Annotated in this window: 18 protein-coding genes and 1 pseudogene; 5 read left to right on the plus strand and 14 right to left on the minus strand. The window is 72.3% G+C overall.

Features of this window, described 5'->3' with window-relative positions:
* Positions 1–6: 6 nt before the first annotated feature.
* From AB8A24_RS04425 to AB8A24_RS04460, 8 genes and pseudogenes are all read right to left on the minus strand, one after another.
* Positions 7–3,585 (minus strand): bifunctional glycosyltransferase family 2 protein/CDP-glycerol:glycerophosphate glycerophosphotransferase, encoded by a 3,579-nt coding sequence (locus AB8A24_RS04425; RefSeq protein WP_328964667.1) that lies wholly within the window; start codon positions 3,583–3,585, stop codon positions 7–9.
* 194 nt (positions 3,586–3,779) lie between these two features.
* A complete protein-coding gene (locus AB8A24_RS04430) occupies positions 3,780–4,154 on the minus strand; it encodes a hypothetical protein (protein WP_266387645.1) in 375 nt (124 codons plus the stop codon).
* A gap of 125 nt (positions 4,155–4,279) precedes the next feature.
* A complete protein-coding gene (locus tag AB8A24_RS04435) occupies positions 4,280–4,699 on the minus strand; it encodes a roadblock/LC7 domain-containing protein (protein ID WP_033213885.1) in 420 nt (139 codons plus the stop codon).
* A 71-nt stretch (positions 4,700–4,770) separates the two neighbouring features.
* The gene (locus tag AB8A24_RS04440; protein WP_328964666.1) at positions 4,771–5,568 is read right to left on the minus strand and encodes a transcriptional regulator; all 798 of its coding nucleotides are present in this window, start codon (positions 5,566–5,568) and stop codon (positions 4,771–4,773) included.
* Positions 5,565–6,005: a hypothetical protein gene (locus AB8A24_RS04445; protein ID WP_266387649.1), complete on the minus strand. Its 441-nt coding sequence runs from the start codon at positions 6,003–6,005 to the stop codon at positions 5,565–5,567. The genes AB8A24_RS04440 and AB8A24_RS04445 overlap by 4 nt, the downstream gene beginning before the upstream one ends.
* 188 nt (positions 6,006–6,193) lie before the next feature.
* Positions 6,194–6,409 (minus strand): annotated as a pseudogene (locus AB8A24_RS04450) (helix-turn-helix domain-containing protein); the annotation flags it as partial.
* Positions 6,410–6,532: 123 nt separating this feature from the next.
* Entirely contained in the window at positions 6,533–7,153 is a 621-nt protein-coding gene (locus AB8A24_RS04455; protein WP_328964665.1) for a DUF6461 domain-containing protein, read from the minus strand.
* A gap of 56 nt (positions 7,154–7,209) precedes the next feature.
* The gene (locus AB8A24_RS04460) at positions 7,210–7,773 is read right to left on the minus strand and encodes a TetR family transcriptional regulator (RefSeq protein ID WP_328964664.1); all 564 of its coding nucleotides are present in this window, start codon (positions 7,771–7,773) and stop codon (positions 7,210–7,212) included.
* 129 nt (positions 7,774–7,902) lie between these two features.
* Here AB8A24_RS04460 and AB8A24_RS04465 point away from each other — a divergent pair, with 129 nt between their 5' ends.
* Positions 7,903–9,192 (plus strand): helix-turn-helix domain-containing protein, encoded by a 1,290-nt coding sequence (locus tag AB8A24_RS04465; RefSeq protein WP_328964663.1) that lies wholly within the window; start codon positions 7,903–7,905, stop codon positions 9,190–9,192.
* On the opposite strand, the gene AB8A24_RS04470 is transcribed toward AB8A24_RS04465, so the two are convergent.
* The 4 genes from AB8A24_RS04470 to AB8A24_RS04485 all read right to left on the minus strand — a co-directional run bounded on the left by AB8A24_RS04470 (position 9,110) and on the right by AB8A24_RS04485 (position 15,421).
* On the minus strand, positions 9,110–11,050 hold the full coding sequence (locus AB8A24_RS04470) for an APC family permease (RefSeq protein ID WP_328964662.1): 1,941 nt from the start codon (positions 11,048–11,050) through the stop codon (positions 9,110–9,112). The genes AB8A24_RS04465 and AB8A24_RS04470 overlap by 83 nt on opposite strands.
* Positions 11,051–11,101: 51 nt before the next feature.
* Positions 11,102–12,538: a helix-turn-helix domain-containing protein gene (locus AB8A24_RS04475; protein ID WP_328964661.1), complete on the minus strand. Its 1,437-nt coding sequence runs from the start codon at positions 12,536–12,538 to the stop codon at positions 11,102–11,104.
* A gap of 177 nt (positions 12,539–12,715) precedes the next feature.
* On the minus strand, positions 12,716–13,171 hold the full coding sequence (locus AB8A24_RS04480; RefSeq protein WP_266387660.1) for a (2Fe-2S)-binding protein: 456 nt from the start codon (positions 13,169–13,171) through the stop codon (positions 12,716–12,718).
* A gap of 21 nt (positions 13,172–13,192) precedes the next feature.
* Entirely contained in the window at positions 13,193–15,421 is a 2,229-nt protein-coding gene (locus AB8A24_RS04485) for a molybdopterin cofactor-binding domain-containing protein (RefSeq protein WP_328964660.1), read from the minus strand.
* A gap of 488 nt (positions 15,422–15,909) precedes the next feature.
* Here AB8A24_RS04485 and AB8A24_RS04490 point away from each other — a divergent pair, with 488 nt between their 5' ends.
* Positions 15,910–17,331, plus strand: coding sequence for a SpoIIE family protein phosphatase (locus AB8A24_RS04490; protein ID WP_328964659.1), 1,422 nt, complete (start codon positions 15,910–15,912; stop codon positions 17,329–17,331).
* A 98-nt stretch (positions 17,332–17,429) separates the two neighbouring features.
* Here AB8A24_RS04490 and AB8A24_RS04495 read toward each other — a convergent pair whose 3' ends face one another.
* Entirely contained in the window at positions 17,430–18,917 is a 1,488-nt protein-coding gene (locus AB8A24_RS04495; protein WP_328964658.1) for a hypothetical protein, read from the minus strand.
* Positions 18,918–19,148: 231 nt separating this feature from the next.
* Here AB8A24_RS04495 and AB8A24_RS04500 point away from each other — a divergent pair, with 231 nt between their 5' ends.
* The gene (locus AB8A24_RS04500) at positions 19,149–20,273 is read left to right on the plus strand and encodes an aminoglycoside phosphotransferase family protein (RefSeq protein ID WP_369474787.1); all 1,125 of its coding nucleotides are present in this window, start codon (positions 19,149–19,151) and stop codon (positions 20,271–20,273) included.
* Between the two features lie 135 nt (positions 20,274–20,408).
* Here AB8A24_RS04500 and AB8A24_RS04505 read toward each other — a convergent pair whose 3' ends face one another.
* A complete protein-coding gene (locus AB8A24_RS04505) occupies positions 20,409–21,629 on the minus strand; it encodes a beta-ketoacyl-[acyl-carrier-protein] synthase family protein (protein ID WP_328964656.1) in 1,221 nt (406 codons plus the stop codon).
* Positions 21,630–21,812: 183 nt separating this feature from the next.
* Here AB8A24_RS04505 and AB8A24_RS04510 point away from each other — a divergent pair, with 183 nt between their 5' ends.
* Positions 21,813–22,457: an ATP-binding protein gene (locus AB8A24_RS04510; RefSeq protein WP_328964655.1), complete on the plus strand. Its 645-nt coding sequence runs from the start codon at positions 21,813–21,815 to the stop codon at positions 22,455–22,457.
* Positions 22,458–22,624: 167 nt separating this feature from the next.
* Positions 22,625–24,421 carry a 3-oxosteroid 1-dehydrogenase gene (gene kstD, locus AB8A24_RS04515; protein ID WP_369474790.1) on the plus strand — a complete coding sequence of 599 codons (1,797 nt, stop codon included), beginning with the start codon at positions 22,625–22,627 and terminating at the stop codon, positions 24,419–24,421.
* The last annotated feature ends 17 nt before the right edge of the window (positions 24,422–24,438 follow it).

Consider the following 24,438-nt stretch of genomic DNA (forward strand, 5'->3'; position numbering starts at 1 on the left):
TTCGGCCTACTTGGCGGGCTCCGCGCCCTGGGCGAGCATCCGCTCGACGACGCGCTCGGCGGCGTCGCCCTTGTCCAGGTCGCAGAACTCGGCGCGGAACGCCGCCCGCGCCTCGGCGTACTCCGCCCCGACCGTGTCCGCGTTGCGCACGGCCTCGATCAGGCTCGCCGAGTCCGCCAGCAGCGGTCCCGGCGCCTTCGCCTCCAGGTCGAAGTTGAAGCCGCGCAGCGTGTCGCGGTAGTGCGCCAGGTCGTACGTGAAGAGCAGGATCGGCCGGTCGGTGTGTGCGAAGTCGAACATCGCGGAGGAGTAGTCCGAGATCAGCACGTCGGCGACCAGCAGCAGGTCGGTCGCGTCGGGCCAGCGCGACACGTCGACGACGAACCCGTCGCGGACGCCGTCACGGACCTGCTCCGTCACGTGGTGGTGGCCACGGATCAGCAGGACGTGGTCCTCGCCCAGCTCGCGACGGGCCTGCTCCAGGTCGATCCGCAGGTCGAGCTTGTAGCCGCCCGTGAAGGACTCGTTGTTCTCTCGCCACGTGGGCATGTAGAGGACGACCTTCTTGCCCTCGGGCAGGCCGAGACGGCGACGGACCTCGGCGATCCGCTGCGCGTCGGGCCGTACCAGGGCGTCCGTACGCGGGCTGCCGGCCTCGATGACCTCGCCGTCGTAGCCGAGGGCGCGCTTGAGGAGGGGCGTGGCGTAGGAGCTCGGGGAGGCGAGCAGGGTCCACTGGGCGCTGTCGTGCGCCAGCCCCTCCAGGATCTCCGGGCTCGTGTAGTAGTCGTGCACGAAGTCGTGGCCGATCTGCTTGATCGGCGTACCGTGCCAGGTCTGGACGACGACCTGGCCGGCGCGGCGGTGGAAGCGGTGCGGCACGTTGTCGTTGGTCACGAAGTAGCGGGCGCGGGCGAGCACCTCCCACGACTCCACGCTGCCGTACTGCACGGCGCGGGCGGTCGCGGGGATCTCCGCCTGGCCGTCGCGGACCAGCCAGACGTGGTCGAGCTTCTCGCCGCGGCGCACCAGTTCCTCGTGGATGGCGCGGGGGGAGTCGCCGGCCCGCTGCCCGTGGAAGGTTTCGTAGACGACCATGTCCTTGACCGGCAGGGCGCGCTGCGCCGGGTAGGTCTCGAAGCGGGCGACGCGCTGCGCGTAGTTGGAGCGGTCGTGCGGGCTGAGCAGCGGGTCGACGACCAGCGCCATGCGGTCGTAGAAGCGGGTCTCGACCCGCATCCGGCGGCCCTGCACGGTGATCGGGTGCGGCCCGGCGAACAGCAGGCCGGGGCTCATCTGGACGGGGGCGCCGCGGTCGACACCGAGCAGTCCGGCGGTGGTTCCGCCCTGCGCGGCCGGGCGCAGCGTCGGCCACCAACGGCCCTCGGGGATCGTGGTGCGGCCGGCGTACGCCTCGGGGAGCACGGGCTCGAAGACGGCCTCGAAGGCGGCGCCGTCGCGGGTGACGGGGTAGCTGAACTCCACGCCCTGCGCGTTGTGCAGGACGAGCTCGTAGGCCTCGTCGGTCGGCGCGACGAAGCGGCCCCGCAGGGTGAGGGTGCCGTCCTCGGCGGTGACCTCGTCGAGCAGCGGCGGGGAGGGCTGTACCGAGAGGGTCAGGTGGCCGGTGTTTCCGCGCTTGGCGAAGAGGGCGCGGTCCGTCTCCTCGCCGGGCAGGGGCAGGATCAGGCCTTCGAAGCCGCCGCGCTCGTCGTGGACCATGCGGTGCTTGGTGCCGTCGGGGCCGACGACCGAGAGGCTCCAGGGCTCGGGGGTCCACTCGCCGGGCTCGCACGCGGCGTCCGGTACGGCGGCCAGGTCGGCCAGCGGTACGCGGGCGGTGAAGGTGGCCCGGTCGGCGCCGGACGCGGCGGTCTCCAGCGGGTAGGACAGGACGGTGCCGGTGGTGACGTGGACGGCCTGCAGCGCGGTGGATCCGATGGCCTCGGCGGTGAGTTCGCCGGTGATCTCGACGGCGTCGTCACCCACGGCGTGGACGTCCAGGGCGCGGGCGCGGGCGATCTCGACCTGGATGGTAAGGGCGCCGGCGACGGCCGGGACGATCCGGACGTCGGGGGCCACCCAGTGCGGGGGCGGGTTCTGACCGGTATCGTGCTCGCCGCCCCGCAGGCGGGCGCGGTGCAGCCCGCCGGCTCCGGTGACGGCGATCGACGTGGTCCATATGCCCTGGTTCCACTTGCCGCCCGACTGGAACATCGAGGGGTCGACGACGGCCGTGAAGCCGGCCCAGTCGGCGTGCCGCAGGGCGAGGTGCGGGGACATCACCGTGGCCATCGGGGAGGCGACGGTACGGGCGCCGACGACGGAGCGGCGGCGCTTGCCCCCCTCGCGGAAGACCAGCATCTTGCGGGTACCGAGGCGGCTCTCCGCACCGAGGTGGCCGGGGAGGGCGTAGCCGCGCAGCAGCAGCTTGCCGTCGACCCAGACCGCCTGTTCCAGGCGGCTGACGACGCGGCGCTCGCGCGGGCCGAGGGTGAGGATCTTGGCCGGGACCGGCGGACGGCCGTGCAGGAAGGGGTAGTCCGCCTGCGGGCGGGCGAGACCCTTGACCGGCACGCTGTAGTGGTAGTCGCGCTGGTGGTGCTGGAGCGCGATGAAGTCCTCGACGCGGCCTTCGCCGGCCAGGTACGCCTTGAGTCGGTCGGCGACGGTCAGGTCGGACCAGGGACCGGTGCCGATCTCGCGGACGAGACCGCCGACCTCCTTGACGAAGGCGGCGCGGAAGTCGGGGCCACCCTCGTCGACGTACTTGTAGATGAGCGGGAGTTCTTCGCTCAGGACGTTGTAGTCGTAGTCCCGCAGGTATCGGACGTACTTGGCGCCCTGCTTGGCCTTGAGGGACTCGCGCACCAGGCGCACGGACTTCACGCGGTCGATGAGGGAGATCGGGTCGGTGGAGCGCTGGGTGATGGAGCGCTCGCCGGTCTCGCGCACGCGCCAGTGGTAGACGCAGTCGCTGATGATGTCGACGCTGGAGGCGAAGTAGTGCGCGGGGATGCTGACCGGGGCGTCCTCGTAGAGGATGCCCTCGGGGTACTGGAAGCCGTGCCGGTCCCAGAAGCTGCGCCGGTACACCTTGTTCCACGCGGTGCGGTCGGTGACCAGCGCCGGGAACTTCGAGATGTGGGTCTTCAGCTGGGTGCGGGCGAAAGCGGCCCGGTGCCCCCAGGACTGCTGCATGCCGACGGAGCGGAAACGCTTCACGTTGCCGCCCGCGAAGTCCGAACCCGTCTCGTCGAGCGCGTCGATGAGGCGCTGGTAGGCGTAGTCCGGCATCGTGTCGTCACTGTCGACGAAGGCCAGGTACTCACTGTCCTTGTCGGCGTGACGGGCGCCCACGTTACGGGCCGCACCGAGGCCTGCGTTGTCCTGCATCACGACGCGGAAGCGCTTGTCCTTGGCGGCGAAGGCCTTGGCTATGACGGCGCTGGTGTCCGTGGACCCGTCGTCCACGAGGATGGCCTCGAAGTCTTCGAAGGTCTGGGATGCGATGGATTCCAGGCACTCGTCGAGATAAAGCTCGACGTTGTAGACGGGGACGACGATACTCAGGCGCGGCGGCATGGGTGGCGGTTTCTCCAGCGTTTTATGCTTTGTCGATGATCAGATGCTCACAGCATCCTACTCTGTAACAGAGTCATAAACTCCACCCATATGGGGCATACGAAGCCAACCGCCAGGGCGGACGGCAAAGAATTCAGCCGTCCGCCACTTCGGCGATGCGGGGGGAGACGGCCCGACCGGCCCGGTAAGGCCGGTCAGACCTCCAGGTCGGACTCGATCTTCTTCAGTTGATGGCGGGCCATCGCGAGGTTCGCCCGCTTCTTGTCGAGGGCCAGGTAGAGGAAGAAGCCCGTGGAGCCACGGCTCTTCATCAGTCGGATCAGGTGGTACTGACCGCCGAGCGTGATGAGGATGTCCTCGATCTCGTCCTTGAGGCCGAGCATCTCCATCGTGCGGACCTTGGCGCGCACCACGTCCGTGTTGCCCGCCGCCGCGACCGCCAGGTCGAGGTCCTTGCCGCCCCCGATGGTGCCGAGGGCCATGCCACTGCCGTAGTCGACGAGCGCGGCACCGATCGCGCCTTCGATGGTGGTGGTGGCTTCCTTGAGCGCGGTCTCCACATTGACCATGAGAGTGTCCTCTTTCTCGTTTCACTGTTACTGGGATGTGAGGGGAGTGTGACTGGCTGTAGCGGGGGGTGGCTGTGACGGAACGCACCGGACATCTCGGGCTGGACCGCCGGCCGGAACGCGGATCAACCGGGTGGGGCTCCGGGGCCCCGTCGCCCGAGGGTGTGGTCGATCAGTTCGGCTATCCGGAGACTGGAGCGCCGGGCCTCCAGGTGGAGGCGCCCGACGTTGACGCGCGGCTCGGCGGTCAGGGTGAGGACCGCCGCCAGGCCGGCCGCGTAGGTGGCGACGTATCCGTCCTCACCCCGCACGAGCAGTTCGCGGAAGGCGCCCTGGCCGGTGCAGTCGCTGAGCCGCTGGGCCACCCCGAGGGCGGCCGCGGTCAGCGCGGCGACGGACTCGGCCTCGGTGGCCGCGCTGTCCTGCGCGAGCACGAAACCGTCGGCGCTCGCGGCGAGGGCGCCGGTGAGCTGAGGTACCCGGGCCCGCAGCCTGCGAAGCTCGGCGAGTATCTCGGCCTCCGTCTCGGGGGGCACCGTACTCATGTCGGCCTTACTCCTTTCGGGCTGCCTACGCTCGGAGCGGTCGGCGCGCAGGGCCGGTCGCAGCGGGAGCCTCACAGACTTGCCTCCAGTGCGTCGCGTAACCGGCGGAGCAGCGCCACGTCCGGGGATTGGGCCTCGGTCATCCAGTCGGGCATGGGTGCCACGGCCGGTGGCGGGGCCGGGGTGTGCGGGGTCTCGACCAGTCCGGCCGCCGCGAGGCGCCGTACGTCGAGCAGGGTGTGGAAGGCGGGCCGGCCCAGGACCCACGCGAGGTCGGCCGGGGTGCGCAGGCCGTCGGCCTGGCCGAGCAGGGCCCGTTGTCGGGCGGTGATCGTCTGGCCGGGCGCGGCCGCCCGGGGGACGACCGGGGAGGTGTCCAGCAGAGGGTACGGCCAGACCGCGTCGAGCAGGTCCCGGCGGCGCCGGGTCTCCCGTTCGACGGCGGCCGCGGGAACGGAACGGACGGAGCCGATCCAGTGGGTGGCCCCGCGGCGGAAGCGGGAGGGCCCGCTGCCCGGGGAGAGGGCGAAGAAGGCGGCGTCGAATATGGCGGCGAGGTGGCATATCTCCAGCTCTCCGCCGGAGAGCCCGCCGCTGTCCACGAGGAAACGCGCGACCTGGCGGCGGGCACCGGCCCGGTCCACGGCCTCGCGCCAGCGTTCGGGGGCGAGGCCGCCGCCGGTGGTGAGCAGTACGTCGAGACCGGGGGTGGCCGGGCTCTCCGCGTGCACGACGCGGCCGTCCTCCAGGAAGAGGGTGCCGCGGTCGCGGAGCAGTGCGCCGGTGGCGCGCTCCGCGGCGAGTCGGGTGAGAAGGGGGGAGACAGCGGCGAAGGCATTCGGGGCCGTGGCGGTGGCCGGGGAGGTCATCTCAGTACCAGCCCCTCGGCCAGGGCACGGAGCCTGTGGCGCGCGAGGGCGAGATTGCCGTCCGCGCGGTCGAGCCACAGGTGCAGGAATACGCTGCTGTCGAAGCTCGTCTCGACGAAGCGCAGGACGTGGTATCCAGTGCGGGTGGTGACGATCAGATCCTCGACGGGCGGGCCGGCCGGTAAGCCGACGGACGAACCGGCGGAGGGAACGGCTCCGCCACCGTGTGCCGGGTCGGTCCCCGCCGGGGCGAAGGACTCGTACTCGGCGGCCGCCCGGGCCAGTTCGGCGGTCTCGGCGGCGGTGGTCTCGTGGTCGCCCACGGGCGACTCCCCCGCGGTGCCGAGGGCCAGTCCGCTGCTCCAGTCGACCAGCGCGGCCCCCCGCGCACCAGGCAGGGCCATGGCTTCGAGCAGGCATTCGTCGATCCCGGGCACGCGGGCTCCCCTCCCGGCCGGACGTGCGGGGTGCACGGTTCGTACGGCGCGACAGGAGGGAACTTACTCAAGTTCCACTGTACGAAAGGGCGTTCTGGCATTTTCCGCTGGAACATGCCAGGAAGGGTGCGAGAGCTTGGCCGGAACGCGTCGGAATTTGATCACGAAGCGAGCGGAAGATCGTCCGCGAGGCGAAAAGACCCTCCCTCGCGCTGCACATAGCCCTCGTGGCTGAGGGTGCGCAGCAGGTGGTAAACCGTGGGCAAAGGGATCCCGGTGAGCCGGGCGAGCCGTTTCGCCGTCACCCCGCCTTCCGCGGACATCGCCTCCAGGAGGCGCAGCGCGCGCTGCACGGAGCCGATCAGGGTGGGTGTGCTGTCCTTCTGACTGTGGTCGGTGCCCATGACTAGTCCCCCTGCTCCGGTACGAGGCCTGGCAAACCCATCAAAGTGGCTCACCGGGCGCAAAACCAGCGGACTCGCGTAAACCTGAGCATAAGATCACCGCATCCCGGCCCTGGGGGACCGCTACCGCGTGCAGGTCACGTACGCCGGGAGCGGGGTGTCGGCGATCAGGTGGCGGGGCAGGGACAGGCCGAAGCGGCGTTCCACGACGGCGAGGGTACGGCGGTCGCGGTCCGCGTCCGGTTCGCCTGGCGGGCGGGCGCACGCGCCGTCCGGGGTGAGGATCCCGGCCGCGATCAACTCCGGGAGCAGGAAGTCCGGCCGGTGGCCGCCGCGCCAGCATTCCTCGCCGAGGCCGAAGCAACACACCAGTTCGCCGTCCCGGGCGTACGCGAACTGCTTGGGCGGATGGTCGGGCTGGGGGTCGAGGTGGACGGCCTCGACGCCGCCCCGGGAGACCTCGGCGAGCCGTTCGGCTCCGGCCGGCAGACCGTGTTCGACGGCGAAGGACCAGCCGCCCCACCTGCCGACCCGGGCCACGCCGTCACCGTCCACGGTCTCGGTGACCATGCTCCAGGCGTCGAGCGCGCCCAGCGGCCCGGGCCGCACGCCCGGCAGCGCGCCGAGCCGTGCGGCGAGTTCGTCGGGGCCTATGCCCCGGGCGAAGGTCAGACCGGCGAACCACTGGTCCCAGTCGGCCAGCCACCTGATTCCGTCCGCCACGTCCTCTGCGATGTCCGCCATGTCCGCACTCCCCACGGTTTCCCCACCCCGCCGGTGCTTGTTCCCCGGCACGATAGTCAGTCCGCGGGCTTCTCCGGGAGGAGGCGCTCGACCATCGTCCGAATGAGCCCCTGCACCGAGTGCGCCTCCAGCATCGCGGGCGCGGTCAGGTCGTCCACGATCAGGCCGAGCATCGCCAGGTACATCAGGACCACACCCTGCCGGTCCCCGGGCAGGCCCGCGTCCAGGTGCCACCTGATGTTGGCCTCCAGCTCCAGGCCCTGGAAGGACGCGAGCTCCGCCTGGAGCTCGGGGCGCCGGGTGCCCTCCAGCCGCAGCTCCAGCATGGCGATGTGCACACTGCGCTCGCGCCGCATCCGGTCCAGGAGCCGGGTGAGCAGGACCTCGGTGTCCAGCGGGCCGGCCAGGTCCGCCGGGTCCGGGACCAGCCGCTCCCGGGTGCGGTGCAGGATCTGTACGAGCAGCTGGGAACGGTTGGCGAAGTAGTTCGAGGCCGTGCCCGTGGGGACACCCGCCGCGGCGTCCACCGCGCGCAGGGTCAGGCCGCGCGAGCCCTCGCGCGCCAGGACTTCGATGGCGGCGTCGAGCAGTGCGGCGCGGCGCTGCGGGTTCTGGCGCATGGGCGGGTCCCTGGGTGTGGGTGGGGCACATCGGGTGAGCACTGCAGGTGCAGTGATTCGCACACGGTAGCGGACGTGCCCGGTCCGAGCCCTCCCCACCGCCCCCTCACCCGTGTCAGGCTGCGCGTCATGGAGCGGATCATCGAGGAGATACGCGAGGACCTGTCCCGCCGGATCGCTGTCGCGGCGGACCGGCTCGCCGATCGGACGCTGGCCGAAGACCCCGCCTACGCCGCCCTGCTGGGCCGGGCCGAGCTGCGCGAGCGGATCCACCACACCCTCCGCCAGGCCGTCGAGGGGCTGCTCCGCAGTTCCCGGGGCCTGCCGGTGGAGCTCGCCGAGGCCCGGGCCGTCGGCGCGCTCCGGGCCGAGCAGGGCCTGCCGCTCGCCTCCCTGCTGCGCACCCACCGCCGTGGCGGCCGACTGCTCTGGCAGAGCCTCACCGAGGCCGTGACCGCGCACGACCGGGCGGCGCTGCCCCGGCTGCTGCCGGCCGCGTCCGTGATGTGGGACGTGGTGGACCAGATGACGGACGCCATGACCGAGTCGTACCGCCTGACGGAGGCCGCGCACGGCGACCGGGACCGGGAGCGCCGGGCGGCTCTGCTGGACGTGCTGCTCGACGGCGCGGACGGACCGTCGGCGGCGGCCGAGGCGGCCGCCGCGCAGCTCGGGCTGCCGGATCGGGGCCGCTTCACGGTGGTCGTGCTGGCCGCCGAGGTGTCCGGCGCCCCGTCCGCCGCGCCGGCCGCTGCCGTCCCGCCCGCCCCGGCGGGTGGACCCGGGGCCGCCTCCGCTCCGCGGGTGCTGTGGCGCTTCCGCGCCGACGGGGAGGTCGGCCTGGTGGAGCTGGGCCACCATCCGCTGGAGTCCGTACGGGACCTGCTCGCGCCGCTCGGGGTGCGCGCCGGGGTCGGCCCGGTCGTCGCGGCGCCGGCCGAAGTGGCCCGGGCGCACCGGCTGGCCGCCCTGGCGCTGCGCACCGCTCCCGAGTCGGAGGGCCCGCGTACCGCGCTGCTGGACGAACGGCTGCCGGCGGCGTTGGTCGCCGCCCAGGCCGAGCTCGCCGGCAGGCTGCGCCAGGTGGTGCTGGGTCCGGTGCTCGCGCTGCCCTCGGAGGACCGGCGGACGCTGCTGACCACCCTGGGCACCTGGCTTGCCTGTCAGGGCTCGACCACGGACGCCGCGCAGCGGCTGTACTGCCACCGCAACACGGTCTCCAACCGGCTGCGGCGCGTGGAGCAGCTCACCGGCCGCTCCCTGTCCGATCCCCGGCACGTGGTGGAGCTGGCGCTGGCGCACTCGGCGGTGCTGCAGCGCGTCGAGGCGGAACCGGTCACCCGTCCCGCCGCGCCGGGTCGGCGGACCTCGCGGACTCCAGGAGGTACGGCACGTCGATCACCGCGACGCCCGGCGTGAAGAGCAGTCGCGCCTTCAGCCGCAGGGCGTTCTGGTTGTGCAGGGGCTGCTCCCACCAGTGGCCCACCACGTACTCCGGGATCACCACCGACAGCATGTCCGTCCCGGGCTCGGCGGCCAGTTCCTCGACGTGAGCCATGATCGGGCCCACCACCTCCCGGTACGGCGAGTGCAGGATCCTCAGCGGCAGGCCGGTGTCGTGCCTGGCCCAGGCCTCGCGCAGGCGGGTCGCCTCCTGCTCGTCGGCGGCGACGGTGACCGCGGTCAAGGTGTCGGGGCGCAGCCCCTGCGCGTAGCCGATGGCCTTGAGCGTCGGGGCCTGCACGGCGGCGACCAGGACCAGGACGTGGTGGCGGGCGGGCCTGCGCGGGGTGGCGCCGGGGGCGATGGCGACCTGCCGGGCGACCTGGTCGTAGTGGCGGCGGACGCCCTTCATGCCGAGGAAGAGCAGGGGCATGGCGATGACGACCAGCCAGGCTCCGTGGGTGAACTTGGTGAGCAGGACGATGACCAGGACCAGAGCGGTCAGGGCGGCGCCGACCGCGTTGATGGCGAGCCTGCGGTGGATGTGGATCCGCTCCTCGCGCGGGGTGGCGGGCGAAGCGAGCACCTTCTTCCAGTGCCGGACCATGCCCGACTGGGAGAGGGTGAAGGAGACGAAGACGCCGATGATGTAGAGCTGGATGAGGCGGGTCAGTTCGGCGTCGAAGGCCACGATGAGGGCGATGGCGGCGAGCGCGAGCAGGACGACGCCGTTGGAGTAGACGAGCCGGTCGCCGCGGTTGAAGAGCTGGCGGGGCGCGTACAGGTCCTTGGCCAGGATCGAGGCGAGCATCGGGAAGCCGTTGAAGGCGGTGTTGGCGGCGAGGATCAGGACGCCCGCGGTGACGGCCTGGAGCAGGTAGAAGAGGAAGTGCCAACTGCCGAAGGTGGCGCGGCCGATCTGGGCGAGGGCGGTGGACATCGGGGTGCCCGGCGGCAGGCCCAGTTCGGTGGGGTCGGCGGCGACGTGCACCTGGTACGACATGGCCAGGGCGGTGATGCCGACGAACATCGTCACGGAGAGCACGCCCATCGCGGCGAGCGTGGTCGCGGCGTTCGTCGCCTTGGGCTTGCGGAAGGCGGGGACGCCGTTGCTGATGGCCTCGACGCCCGTGAGGGCGGTGCACCCGGAGGCGAAGGCGCGCATCGTGAGGAACACCAGGGCGAGTCCGGTGTAGGTGTCGACCGGGGTGATCGGGAGGTCGGCGGACTCGGCGCGGATGGTGTCGCCGGTCCCGAGCCGTACGGCGGCGACGGCGAACATGAGGTAGATGACGAGGACGAAGCCGTAGGTGGGGATGGCGAAGACCCGGCCCGACTCCCGGACGCCGCGCAGGTTCATGAGGGTCAGCAGCACCACGAAGGCGACGGACAGGACCACTTCGTGGTCGCTCAGCGAGGGGATGGCCGAGGTGATGGCGGAGACGCCGGAGACGACGGAGACGGCGACGGTCATCACGTAGTCGACGAGCAGGGCGCTCGCGGCGGTGAGCGCGGCGGTCTGCCCGAGGTTCTCCGAGCTGACGACGTAGGCGCCGCCCCCGCCCGGGTAGGCGTGGCAGGTCTGCCGGTACGAGGCGACGACCACGATGAGCAGGAAGACGATGGCGGCGGCCGCGTACCAGGTGAGGTGCAGCAGTGCGACGCCGCCGAGGGCGAGGATCAGCAGGATCTCCTCGGTGGCGTAGGCCACGGAGGAGAGCGGGTCACTGCAGAAGATCGGCAGGGCGAGTCTTTTGGGCAGCAGGGTCTCGCCCAGGCGGGCGGTGTCGAGGGGTTCGCCGACCAGCATGCGTTTCGCATTGATACGCCTCATTCGGGCATGATCGTGCATGTGGTTGGCGTATCACCCCTTCCGGTGCTTGTGTCACCTGGTGAGGTCCTCGGCGAGATCCTCGGCCCGGTGCGCGAGCCACAGGTCGTACCGCACGCTCGGGGACTGCAGCAGGGAACGCTCCAGGAGCGCCTCGATCCGGGTCAGCCGCTTGCGGGCGCCGGGGACGGAGACCCCCATGGCGGCCGCCGCCGGTCCGAGTTGGGCGTCGTGCGCCAGCCATACGCGCACGGTGTCGCGGGCCCCGGGCGGGGCGTCCGGGCCGGTCAGCCCGTTCAGATGGCCACGGGCCCAGTCGGTCAGGCGGGGATCGCGCAACACCTCGTCGAGGCCGGGGGCGGGGTCCGGGTCCGGGCCGCTCCCCCGCCCCGCGCCCGGAGTCAGCCGCAGGGCCAGGGAGAGCGCCGCCTGGTCGGGCAGGCGGGCCAGGTCCAGGCCGAGCAGCGCCTCGATCAGGCGGAGCCGGGCGGCCAGGGTGTTGCGGTGGATCTTCAGCAGCCGGGTGGCGTGCGAGGCGAAGTTCAGCCAGGCGTCGGCCGTGGCACGCAGCTCCTGCCCACCGGGGTCCTGGGGGCGCCTGGGCTCGTACGTGTGCAGGGGCGCGAGCAGGGCTCCGGCCCAGCCGGCCCCCGCCTCGTGCGCGGCGAGCGCCAGCTCGGGGCCGGGGCCGAACCGGGCGTGCCGCTCGTCCCTACCCCGGGCGACGGCCAGCGCGTGGAAGGCCTGGGTGTAGGCGGCCGGGGCCTCGCTCAGGCGCGTCTCCCCGCTGACCCCGACCGCGCAGTCCGGGGCCACCTCGACCAGCGCCCCGGCCAGGGGGTCGCCCGCGGCGGAGCCCGGGACGGGGACGGCCGGGGCGAGCACGATGAGGTGGCGTACATAGACCGGGCAGCGCACGATCCAGGCCCGGCCGCCCGTCAGTTCCCGGCACACCCCGCTCACTTCGCCGCGCCGGCCGGTCGGACACTCCACGACGTACATGCGCATCGGGTCGGGCAGCGCGGGGCCCAGCGTCCCGGCGATCTGGTGGGCGGTGGAGAGCAGGCCGTTCATCAGCAGGTGGAGGACCGCCTCGCGGGTGCGCACCTCGGCGCGACGGACCCGCTCCTCGCGTCGTAGGGCCTCCTCGGCGCGCAGGACCAGGGCCAACGGTACGGCGGCGTCCGCGAGCAGTGCGGGCGCGCCCGGGTGGTGCGGCTGGTCCAGCACGGCGGCCAGCGCGCGCGGACCGTCCAGCGCGAACAGCAGCGTCGCGCGGTCGCCGTCGTGCAGGAGCGCCGACCGCACCCCGCGGGCGTTCAGTTCGGCGGCGCCGCGTACGGCGGCCTCCGGCGCCTGCCCGTGCTCCGCTTCGGCGTCCACCACCCCGACCCATCCGCCGAGGTGGGCGGCGAGCCATTCCAGGAGCGCGACCGATCCGCCGGCGTGGGCGAGCCGGTGCACCTTGAGGACGTCGTCGGACCGGGACACGGCGGCATTCAACCACCCGCCGCACACTGTGCACAGTGATACCCGTCCCGCGTGGTCACCGGGCGGAGCGAACCCTGCGAACGGCGCGGCGGGCGCCTACATTTGGGGACGAGCGGCAGGATCCCGGTGACTTCGACGCGATCGGACACGGGGGAGGTCCCGGGATCCCGCCGCCCTTCACATCTTGCGCGCCGCGCTGCGGATGGCCTCCCGGATGCGGAAGTAGGTGCCGCAGCGGCAGATGTTGGCGATGGCGTCGATGTCCTCGTCCGTGGGCTCGCTCGTGCGCTTCAGCAGGGCGACGGCGGCCATGATCTGACCGGGCTGGCAGAAACCGCACTGGGCGACGTCCTGTTCGAGCCAGGCCTCCTGCACGGGGTGCAGGTCCTCCCCGTTCGCCAGGCCCTCGATGGTGGTCACCGTTCTGCCGGCGCACGCGGAGACGGGCACGACGCAGGGGCGGATGTCGGCGCCGTCGAGGTGGCTGGTGCAGGCCTTGCAGACGTCCACCCCGCAGCCGTACTTGGGGCCTCGGACCCCCAGCATGTCGCGGAGCACCCACAGCAGGGGCAGGTCGTCGGGCGCGTCCACGGTGACGCTCCGCCCGTTGACGGTGAAGGTGTGCGAGGGCACTGCGTACTCCTGGATCCGGTGCTATCGGGGGTAGGGGGTGAAGTCGACGTCGAAGTCGAGGGGGAAGCTGCGCGGCTTGGAACCGGTGGCCCTGGCCCAGGCGTTGGCGATCGCGCCGACGGCGGCGGGCACGCCGAGCTCGCCCGCGCCTCCCGGCTCCTCGCCGGTGGCCGGCAGCACGAAGACCCGTACGTCCCGCGGGGTGTCGCGCTGCTGGGCCCAGTGGAACTGGCTGTAGCTGCCCTCCAGCGGAAGCCCCTTGTCGAGGTGCAGCCCGGCACGCAGGGTGGTGGAGATCGCGTCGGTGAGGCCGCCGATCATCTGTGCCTCCAGGCCGCGCGGGTTGACCGGCAGGCCCACGTCGACGGCGATGACGGCCTTGGTGACGCGGACGTGGTCGGGGTTGCGGGTGTCGATCTCGACGAGGCACGCGGTCCGGGACTTGTACTCCTCGTGGAAGGCGATGCCCTGCGCGCACCCGGCCTCCATCGGTCGTCCCCAGTTCCCTTCCTTCGCGACCTTGTCGAGTACGGCGCGCTGGGCGTCGGTCTTCAGGAAGGTACGCCGGAAGGCGTACGGGTCCCGGCCCGTCCGGGCGGCGAGTTCGTCGACCACGATCTCCTCGGCTCCGCGGGTGTTGGCGGAGTAGACCGAGCGCCAGGAGGCGGTGGGGATGCCGGTGGGCACCTCGGTGAGGGCCTGGGTGGTGAGTCCGAAGTGGTACGGGGACTTCACCGTGGTCAGGAAGAGGGTCTGGGCGAGGGTGGCGTTGCCGATGCCGAGCGGGAGGCGGGCCGCCGTGGCGGTGATGATCTCGCCGAGCCCGTGCCGGAAGTCGGTCTCGGCGGCGGCCACGCGGTGCTCGAAGCTGAGGACCTCGCCCAGCAGATGGGTGGCCCGGATCTTGTGATGGGTCGCGGGGCGCATCCGGCCGTGCCGGGTGTCGTCCACGCGCGTCCACATGAGCCGGACCGGGCGGCGACAGGCCTTGGAGATTCGGGCGGCCTCCAGGGCCGCGTCGAAGAAGAGCCGCCGGCCGAAGGATCCGCCGGCCTGGACCACGTGCACCGTGACCTTGGACAGCGGTAGGCCCAGTTCGGCGGCGATGGCCTCGCGGGCCACGATCGGGGACTTGAGACCGGACCAGATCTCGGCCCGGTCGTCGCGCACGTCGGCGATGGCGGAGTTGGTCTCCATCGGGGCGTGGCTGACGAAGGCGAAGTCGAACTCGGCGTCGACGTACGGGGTCAGCAGGGGCGGGACCAGCAACGGCGCGGTGGCGGCCCGCAACTTGGCGCGGATCCCGTCGTCGGACAGCTGGTCGGCGGGGCCGGGACCCCAGGTGACCTGGAGGGCGGACTTGGCGTCGATGGCCTGGCCGAAGGTCTCGGCGACGACGGCGACGCCGGTCGGGACGGTCACCACGTGCAGGACACCGGGCATGGCCCGGACGGCGGCCAGGTTGTCGACGGTGCGGACCGTGCCGCCGAGGGTGGGCGGGCGGCGCACGACGCAGGGCTTGGAACCGGGCACGTCGAGGTCGAGGGTGTACCGCAGGGCGCCGGTGACCATGGCGCGGGCGTCGACACGGCCGGTCGGCCGGCCCACGAGGGTGTGCCCGGCCCGCTTCTTGGGGGTGGCGCCGAGGACGATCAGGCCGGGGTCGGCGGCGGCCGCGGCGAGGTCGCCGTAGTCGGCGGTACGGCCGTCGGGGGCGCGAACGGTGCCGCCCGACGTGGTCAGCGAGGCCGGGGCCAGGCTCCAGCGGCGGGCGGCGGCCGCCACGAGGCGGGCCCGTGCGGTGGCGGCGCACTGGCGGACGGGCCCGTAGAGGGAGCGGATGGAGTTGGAGGATCCGGTGAGCTGGTTGAAGACCAGCTCGGGCCGGGCGTCGTCCAGCTCCACGCGGACGTCGGCCAGCGGCGCGTCGAGTTCCTCGGCCACCAGCATGGCCACGGCGGTGGTGAGGCCTTGGCCGACCTCCTCGCGCGGCAGCCGGAAGCGGACGGTGCCGTCCGCCTCGACGGCGAGCGCCAGCAGGGCGGAGGTGGGGGCGCCGGCCAGGATGAACAGGTCGCCGAGGTCGATCACGTCGGCGATGGCCGGCAAGGAGGGCACCACGGCGTGGGCGGGCTGCGGGGCGAGCGCGTCGGCTCCGGCCCGGGTGACCAGGGCCAGGGTGGGCGCGGCCACGAGGTAGGTCAGGAAGGAACGGCGGCTCTGCCCCGTGGCGTGGTTCTGCCCGGTCATGTCGTTGTGTGTCCCCACGCTGCGCGGGTCCGCCCGCGCAGACCTCCCCGGTTCATTACCGGCACGTAGGGTAGCGACCCGGCCAGGTGTTGGGAAGCCCCGATCACGCCGCGTCACCTACGTCGACGTCACTCTTTCGGGGGTATCCCGAGGGCCCGTCTTGATCCGTTCCTTACGCGATTCCGGTGGCGTGCGGGACTCGCACAGCTCGGCCGTATGATCGAGCGGCGGCCACCGGATGGCCTGATTCCGGCCGCTGTTCCCGGGGCGGAACCACCCGGACCGGCCGATGACCGGGCGCCGCCCGGGAGTTCGCCTGACCGGATTCGTTCGCACGCTCCGAGCGGGCCGACAGGCCTACGGCATATACCAGAAGCAAGAACGTAGCGGATGTTGCCAAACGCCTTACACACCGTCGCGCCCTGTGCAACAGTCGTTACCGGTCCTTCCTTCAGACTTGGCCGTGCCGCGCCTGTATCGGAGTTCTCATGCCGTCCCACCTGTTCGCGGACCGTCCCGCGCAACCGCCCGAGCCGGGGTCGGTGGACGCGCTGATCTCGCAGACCCGGCGGCTGCGGGGGGAAGTGGACGCGGTCCGCCGCGACACCGTCGTCGACGACGACGACGCCCAGGGCCGCTGGCAGCGCGCACTGTGCGATCTCGCCGTCCACCACCTCGACGACCTCCGCGAGCACCTCGGCCAGCTCAAGGAGGGCCTGCCGCCGGCGCCCGAGACCGTCGAACACCCGCAGGCGGCGCCCGAGACCGTGCCCGAGGCCCAGACCCGCGTCGGCAGCGCCGAGTGGAACCTGCTGACGGACGAGGTCAGTTGGTCCGACGAGCTGTTCCAGATCTTCGGCCGCTCGCCCGAGTCCGGCGCGCTCCCCCTCGACGAACTGGGCTCGACCCTCTTCTCCGAGGACCAGCCGCTGCTCACCGCATGGGTCACCGCCTGTCTGGTGGACGGCAAGCCGATCGACGGCGAGTTCCGCATCGTCCGGGCCGACGGCCGGGTCCGGACCTTGCACATGAGGGGCGAGCCGGTACTCGACTCCGACGGCTGTACGGCCTCGATGTGGGCCGTGCTGCGGGACGTGAGTGAACTGCGCCGGAGCCAGCGCGCGGTGCGCGAGTCGCGTGACTCGCTGCAGCGCCGGCGGGAGATCGCGCAGACCGAGCGCCGGCTGGCGGTCGAGCTGCAGGAAGCCGTGCTCCCCCCGTGGCGCGGCTCCCTGCGGTTCCCGTACGGCCGCGCGAGCACGCTGGACGTGGCCGCGCACTACCTGCCCTCCGCGACCAGCGCGCTGATCGGCGGCGACTGGTACGACGCTCTCGAACTCCCCGACGGCAGCTCGATGTTGACGGTCGGTGACCTGACGGGGCACGGGGTGACCGCCACCTCCGGGATGGCGATGATGTTGGGCGCCCTGCGCGGCATGGCCATGGCGGGCATCGAGCCCGGCCCCCTGATGGGCTGGCTCAACCAGCTCCTGGAGACCTCCGTACAGCCCGCGCTCGGCTCGGCCGTGTGCTGCCGCTACGATCCCGCGCGCCAGGTTCTGTCCTGGGCGCAGGCGGGCCACCCCGCACCCCTGTTGTTCCGCCGCGGGTCGGGGCGTTCCCTGCTGCCGCCGGAGGGCGTCCTGCTGGGCGCGACCTCGGGGGCCTCGTACGGTCAGGTGGAGGAGCGCCTCGAGGTGGGCGACCTGCTGGTCCTACACACGGACGGACTGACGCCGCGCAGCATCGAGTTCAGCCGGGCGGACGGCACCGAGCGGCTGTTGGCGCTGGCGCCGCGGTTCTCGGCGGCGCGGTCGGCGCAGGAGTGCGTGCGGATCGTGACCGAGGAGTTCGGCGAGAGCGAGCGCGAGGACGACGCCTGCGTGCTCGTCGCCCGGGTCGGCGGGTAACGAGCTCCGTCGTTCCGCACGGAGGACTTCAGGGCCGCGCCGGCAGGCGCGGCCTTTCTCGTCTCCGTACGAGGGCCTCGCGCAAGGACCTGACCGTCCTACGCCCCCGTGGTGCGCGGCGCCGGGGTGTCCGGGAGGGCCAGCTTGATCTCCTGACGCAGGTCCTCGATGCGCGCGTACCCGGAGTACTGGGCGGTGAGTCGGTACATCTCGCGCAGCCGGTCCCAGGTCCGGTGCGAGGAGGTCTCGTTCATCGAGACCAGGGCGAGGCGCGCGTACCGGTCGGCCTGCTCCGGCTCGTCGGCGATGAAGCAGGCCGAGGCCAGGGAGATGTAGTCGAAGATCTGCGAGCGCTGGTAGCCCTCGCCGCGCAGCCGCAGGGCCTCCTTGGCATGGCGGGCGGCGACCGGCGCCGCGGCGGCGTCGTGGTCCGCGAGGGTCCGGTAGGCGAGGGCCTGCATGCCGTGCAGGTCGGCCTCGTCGAAGTGCTGCATCCAACTCGGCGGGGGCACATCGCCCTTGTCGGAGACGAACAGCTCCTCCGCCTCGCCGAGGGTGCGGCGCATGGCCTGGCCCTTGCCCATGGCGGCCTGCGCCCAGGCCTCGATGGTGTGCAGCATGGCGCGCGTGCGCGGGAGGGTCTGCTCGCCCGAGCCGGACTGGGCGAGCTTCATCAGGTCCAGGGCCTCGTTCGGCTTGCCCAGGTGGACCATCTGACGGGCGGCGCGGGACAGCGCCTCGCCCGCGCGCGGCCGGTCGCCACCCTCGCGGGCCGCGTGCGCGGCGATGACGAAGTACTTCTGCGCGGTGGGTTCGAGGCCCACGTCGTGGGACATCCAGCCGGCGAGGACCGCCAGGTTGGCCGCCACCCCCCACAGGCGTCGCTGCAGGTGGTCGGGGTGGTGGTAGGCGAGCATGCCGCCCACCTCGTTGAGCTGGCCGACGACGGCCTTGCGCTGGAGTCCGCCACCTCTGGAGGCGTCCCAGGCACGGAACACCTCCACGGAGCGCTCCAGCGCCTCGATCTCCTGGGAGCCGATGGGCGCTGCCTCGTAGCGGTCGTAGCCCGCTGGATCGACCTGGAAGGAATCCCCGAAGTTCCGGGCCTCCTTGGCCAGGGCGGGGTCGGTGTGCAGCCAGTCGTACATGGCGTTGCTGAGGGCGGAGCCGGCGGTGAGCACCGCTCCCGCGCCCATCAGACCGCGACGGTTGAGCATGAGGTCCATTCCCGTGAATTCGGTGAGGACCGCGGCTGTGCGTTCGGGCGCCCATGGCATCCCGTCGGGGTTCTCACGAGCCCCGTCCGGCTGCCGTCTGGAGGTGCGCCGCTGCCGTACGAACCCGAGGTCCTCGATGGTCACGACACGACCGAGCCGCTCGGTGAACAGTGCTGCCAGTACCGTGGGCACCGGTTCGCGGGGGGCCTCCCCCATGTCGATCCAGCGCCGCACCCGCGAGGTGTCGGTGGCCAGTTGGGGGTGGCCCATGGCCGCCGCCTGCCTGTTCACCATCCTCGCCAGTTCGCCCTTCGACCAGCCGGCCAGGCCGAACAGGTCGTTCAAGCGGGTGTTTGGACCTTTGCTCACGTCAAGCCCCCAGGTTCTCGGCTGAGTTGACAGTAGCCCGCCGTCAGATGCCCAGCGACTATTCGCCAGGCTTCGCCAGGGCACGCCCGATGGTTCGCCACCTTGCGCCGGGTGTCAGGTAGGAATGCGCCTCCCCGACCCGGTTCACCGGCGGAACTCCCCAGGGTGAAGTACGGGATCCGGCGGGGCGGCGTACGTAACTCGTCGGCGCACGAAGGGATCCGTATCACCATGTACGCAGCAACGTCCTCCGTGTCCGCACCGGTCCGGTCGCACCGCACGCTCCCGGCGGGCGGCGGCCCCTACCTCGAACCCGGCCGTCCGTCGGCTCCGGCACAGGGCGCCGTCCGGGCGCGGCGGATGCCGGGTACCGGATCACTGCCCGTCAGCGGAAGAATCGATCTCTCGGGGCCGCAGGGGGCGCAGCTGCGCACCGCGCTCGCCTCGGTGCAGCGGATCTGTCCGGAGTTCGCCCCGGTGCAGGTGCTACGGCGCAGCGGCCGCTCGGTCCTCCTGGTGGGCACCACCGGACGGATGACCGCCATCGCGAAGGTTTTACTGGATCACTCGCCCGAGTGGCGTGAGCGCTACCGGCACGAAATAGCGGCATACCGGGCCTTCGTCCGGCACCGCCCGCCGGTCCGGGTGCCGCGGCTGATCGCCGCCGACCCCGAGAACTGCACGCTGGTGGTGGAGCGGATGGCGGGCCGGGTCGCGGCACTGCAGCGGCACCCGGTGGAGCCGCCGCCGCGGGTGGACCTCCGGGCGGCCCTCGGCGCGGTGTGCCGGGTCAACCAGTGGCGGCCGCCGGCGGACTTGTTCGGCACCCCGATGAACTACGCGCGGCGGATCGCCCGCGACTACGAGTTGGGCCTGCTGACCGACCGGGACCTGGGTGACCTGCAGAAGCTGCTGCACGGCGTGAAGCTGTCGGGCACGGCGCTGCAGTTCAACCACGGTGACGCCCTGCTGTCGAACCTGCTGCTCTCGCCGGCCGGGCCGGTCCTGCTCGACTGGGAGCACGCGGGCTGGTACCTGCCGGGGTACGACCTGGCGACGCTGTGGACGGTACTGGGCGACGCCCCGGCCGCCCGCGCCCAGATCAGCCGGCTCGCCCAGTCGGCCGGGCCGGCAGCGCGGGACGCCTTCCTGGTGAATCTGATGCTGGTCCTGACCCGGGAGATCCGGATGTCCGAGACGGCGGTGCAGCGCTCGATGCTGGCGACCTCCCCGACCCAGCCGCCGCCGGCGGGCGCCCTGTCCTCCGGCGAGGAGCAGCGGCTGCTGCTGCGCCGCCTGCACGACGATGCGGGAATGGCGCGCCGAGCGGTCCGCGCGGCGGTCGGCACGCGCTGACAGTTCCCCGATACGCGAAGCCCCGTGGCCCCCACCGCCACGGGGCTTCGCCGGTTCCGGAGTGCTCATGAGCACCGCGGCGGCACGGAGCCGTGGCGGGCGGAGCCGCTGGAGGAGCCGCGGCCGGGAGTACGGTCAGGCGGAGGTGAAGAGCAGGGCGGCGTTGTGGCCGCCGAAGCCGAAGGCGTTCGCCAGTGCGGCGGGCACCGGCATCCGGCGGGGGCCGCCCGCGACCACGTCCAGGCCGACCTCCGGGTCCGGGGAGTCCAGGTTGCGGGTCGCCGGGACGACCCCCTCGTACACGGCCCGCACCGCCGCGATGGCCCCCACCGCGCCCGCCGCCCCGAACAGGTGCCCCGTCATGGACTTGGTCGCCGTCACCGCGGCGTGCGTGCCCACCGCCTCGGCGATCGAGCGCGCCTCCACCAGGTCGCCCGCCTGCGTCGACGTCGCGTGCGCGTGCACGAGCGCGACGTCGGCGGGGGCGAGCCCGGCCGCGGCCAGCGCCGTCCGGATCGCGCGCACCTGTCCGGGCGCGTGGGCGGCGGTGATGTGGTGGGCGTCCGAGGTCACCCCCGCCCCCGCCAGCCGCGCGTACACCCGGGCTCCGCGCGAGGCCGCGAACTCCGCCCGCTCCAGGACGACCAGCCCCGCGCCCTCGCCGATGACGAAGCCGTCGCGGCCGGTGTCGAAGGGCCGGGAGGCTGCCGCCGGGTCGTCGTTGCGCGTCGAGTGGGCCTTGGCCTGCGCGAACCCGGCCAGCGGCAGCGGGTGCACACAGGCCTCCGTGCCGCCGGCCACCACCACGTCGGCCCGTCCGAGCCGGATCAGGTCCAGGGCGAGCGACAGGGCTTCCCCGCCGGAGGCACACGCGCTGACCGGGGTGTGCGCGCCGCCGCGCGCGCCGAGCTCGATGGACACCCAGGCCGCCGGGCCGTTGGCCATCAACATCGGAACGGTGTGCGGGGAGACCTTGCGCACGCCGGAGGCCTCCAGGACGTCGTCCTGGCCGAGCAGGGTCAGGGCCCCGCCGGTCCCGGTCCCGATGACCACGGCGAGCCGCTCCGGATCCACCTGCGGCCGTCCCGCGTCCGCCCATGCCTCGCGGGCGGCCACCAGCGCGAGCTGCTCGCAGCGGTCCAGTCGCCGCGCCTGGACGCGGTCCAGCACCTCGGCCGGCTCCCGCCGCACCCGCCCGGCGATGCGCACGGGGAGGGACGCGGCCCAGTCCTCCTCGATGGCGCGGATGCCGTTCTCCCCGCGCAGCATCGCCTGCCAGGTGGCCTCCGCGTCGCCGCCGAGCGGGGTGGTGGCCCCCAGGCCGGTGACGACAACTTCGGTGATGCCCGAACTCATAACGGTTCCCCCTTGTGGTGATCCCACAGTTGGTCGAACTGGCTGTTCCCTCACTGTGTCAAGCGAACACCCGCCTCATGAGCGGGATGATCCATCGATTCATGATCATGAATTTGTAGGGTTCAATCATGGCGATCAGGCCTCCCGGGACCACGACCGCCTGGACCGACGCATACTTGCCGGATGGATGGATCAAGGAATTCTTGGGTCGACACCACGCACGACTGGGCCGGCACGGTGGACGAGGACCATCTCGGTCGGATCCGCCGGAGATCCGCGGAGTTCATGCCGGACGGGCCGGAACACCTCGTTCTCGAGGTCGTCGCTTACGCCGCCGACGAGGCTGCGGGCCGGGGCGGCGGACGGTGTGTGGTGACGCTGCACGCCGACGGCTCGGTGTCGGTGAAGGATGACGGGCGGGGCACCGACACACGGGTCGACGAGCACGGCCGGGCGGTGAAGAAGCCGGTCATGGCCACGAAGGACCTGCGGTTCTTCGACTTCCCGGAGGCGGAGCGGCTTCCGGACGGACATCCGCGTCGTGGCATGTCCGTGGTCTCAGCGCTCAGCGAGTGGCTGATCCACACCAACCGCCGTGTCAACGGATCCTGGAGCCGGCGCTACGAGCGCGGCGTCCCGGTGACCGATCTGCAGCCCGTCGAAGCCGACGGGACCACCGGGACCTGTGTCCGCTTCCTGCCGGACGAAGCCCTGCGTTCGCGGTGGTCGTTGACCGCGGGTGATCTGGCGCTGTGGTCCGAGCACTGGCCCGACCTGACGGCCCGCCTCGACGATCGGCGCCACGGCGAGGACCGGCCGGGGCCCTGACCGCGGGGCGGCGCGACCGGAGTGCGCGGTGTGGACGCCCTCCCCTCAGCACACGCACCCGGCGCCGGATGTCTTGACATCACATGATCCCCCGAACACCTTTTCTGACTCAGCATCAGAAATGCTGGAGGCACTTCCCCTCCTCCCCTCACCGCTGGAGCCTGCCCATGTCCGCAAGCGCTTCACGCACCACCACCCCCGCCGCCCTCCCGTCCAGACGTACGGTCCTCGCCGGTACGGGGGCCGGGGTGCTCGCCGCCACCGTGCTGCCGTCCGCCACCGCCCGGGCCGACGGTGCCCAGGACGGGCCGTCGCTCGGCGAGTACGACGTCGTCGTGGTCGGGTCCGGGGCGGCCGGGATGACCGCCGCGCTCACCGCCGCCAAGCGGGGGCTGAGCGTGCTGGTGGTGGAGAAGGCCCCGACCTTCGGCGGATCGGCCGCCCGGTCGGGCGCCGGTATCTGGCTGCCCAACAACTCGGTGATCCTGGGCGCGGGGGTACCGGACACCCCGCAGAAGGCGGCGACGTACCTGGCCGCCGTCGTCGGGCCCGAGGTGCCGGCCGACCGGCAGGCCGCGTTCCTCGCCGACGGGCCGCGGATGCTGGACTTCGTGATGGCCAACAGCCCGCTGAGGTTCCGCTTCATGGAGGGCTACAGCGACTACTACCCGGATCTCCCGGGCGGTCTGCCGAACGGCCGCTCCATCGAGCCGGACCAGATCGACGGGAACGTCCTGGGCGCCGAACTGGCGCACCTGAACCCGGCGTACATGCCGGTCCCGGCCGGGATGGTGGTCTTCAGCCAGGACTACAAGTGGCTGAACCTGGCGGCGGTGAGCGCCAAGGGTCTCGCCGTATCCACCGAGTGCCTGGCGCGCGGTACGAAGGCGGCGCTGCGCGGCGAGAAACCACTGACGATGGGTCAGGCACTGGCGGCCGGCCTGCGCGCCGGGCTCCAGCGGGCCGGAGTTCCGGTGTGGTTGAACAGCCCGCTGGTGGATCTGGTCCAGGAGGGCGGTGCGGTCACCGGCGTGGTGGTGGAGCAGGGGGGCGTACGAGGAACCGTCCGGGCCCGGCGCGGGGTGGTCATCGGCTCGGGGGGTTTCGAGCACAACGCGGCGATGCGGGCGCAGTACCAGCAGCAACCGATCGGCACCCAGTGGTCGGTGGGGGCGAAGGAGAACACCGGCGACGGGATCCGGGCGGGTCAGCGTGCCGGGGCCTCGCTGGCGCTGATGGAGGACGCGTGGTGGGGGCCGTCGATCCCGCTGCCCGGGGAGCCGTACTTCTGCCTCGCCGAACGGACCCTGCCGGGTGGGCTGATGGTGAACGCGAACGGCACGCGGTTCGTCAACGAGGCGGCGCCGTACAGCGATGTGGTGCACGTGATGTACGAGAAGGACCGGAGCGCGGTCGGCTCGCACATTCCGGCGTGGCTGATCGTGGATCAGCACTACCGCAACAAGTACCTGTTCAAGGACATCCTGCCGACGCTGCCCTTCCCGGACGCGTGGTACCAGGCGGGCGCCGCGAAGAAGGCGTGGACCTGGGACGCGCTGGCCGGCCAGATCGGGGTCCCGGCGGGCGCGCTGCGGGCGACGCTGGGCCGGTTCAACGCGCAGGCGTGGAGCGGCGACGACGCCGACTTCCACCGGGGCGACACGGCGTACGACCACTACTACACGGACCCGAACGTGCACCCGAACTCGTGCCTGGCACCCGTCTGGGTCCCGCCGTTCTACGCGTTCAAGATCGTGCCGGGGGATCTCGGTACGAAGGGCGGCATCGTCACGGACGCCCGGGCCCGGGCGCTGCGCCCGGACGGTTCGGTGATCCCGGGCCTGTACGCGGCCGGCAACGCGAGCGCGGCGGTGATGGGCCACAGCTACGCGGGTGCCGGATCGACGATCGGCCCCGCGATGACGTTCGGCTACGTGGCGGCGAACGCCATCGCGGACGCGTGACGCCCGCGCCCGGGGCT

The sequence above is a fragment of the Streptomyces sp. BF23-19 genome, from assembly GCF_041106355.1.
Taxonomy (GTDB): Bacteria; Actinomycetota; Actinomycetes; order Streptomycetales; family Streptomycetaceae; genus Streptomyces; species Streptomyces virginiae_A.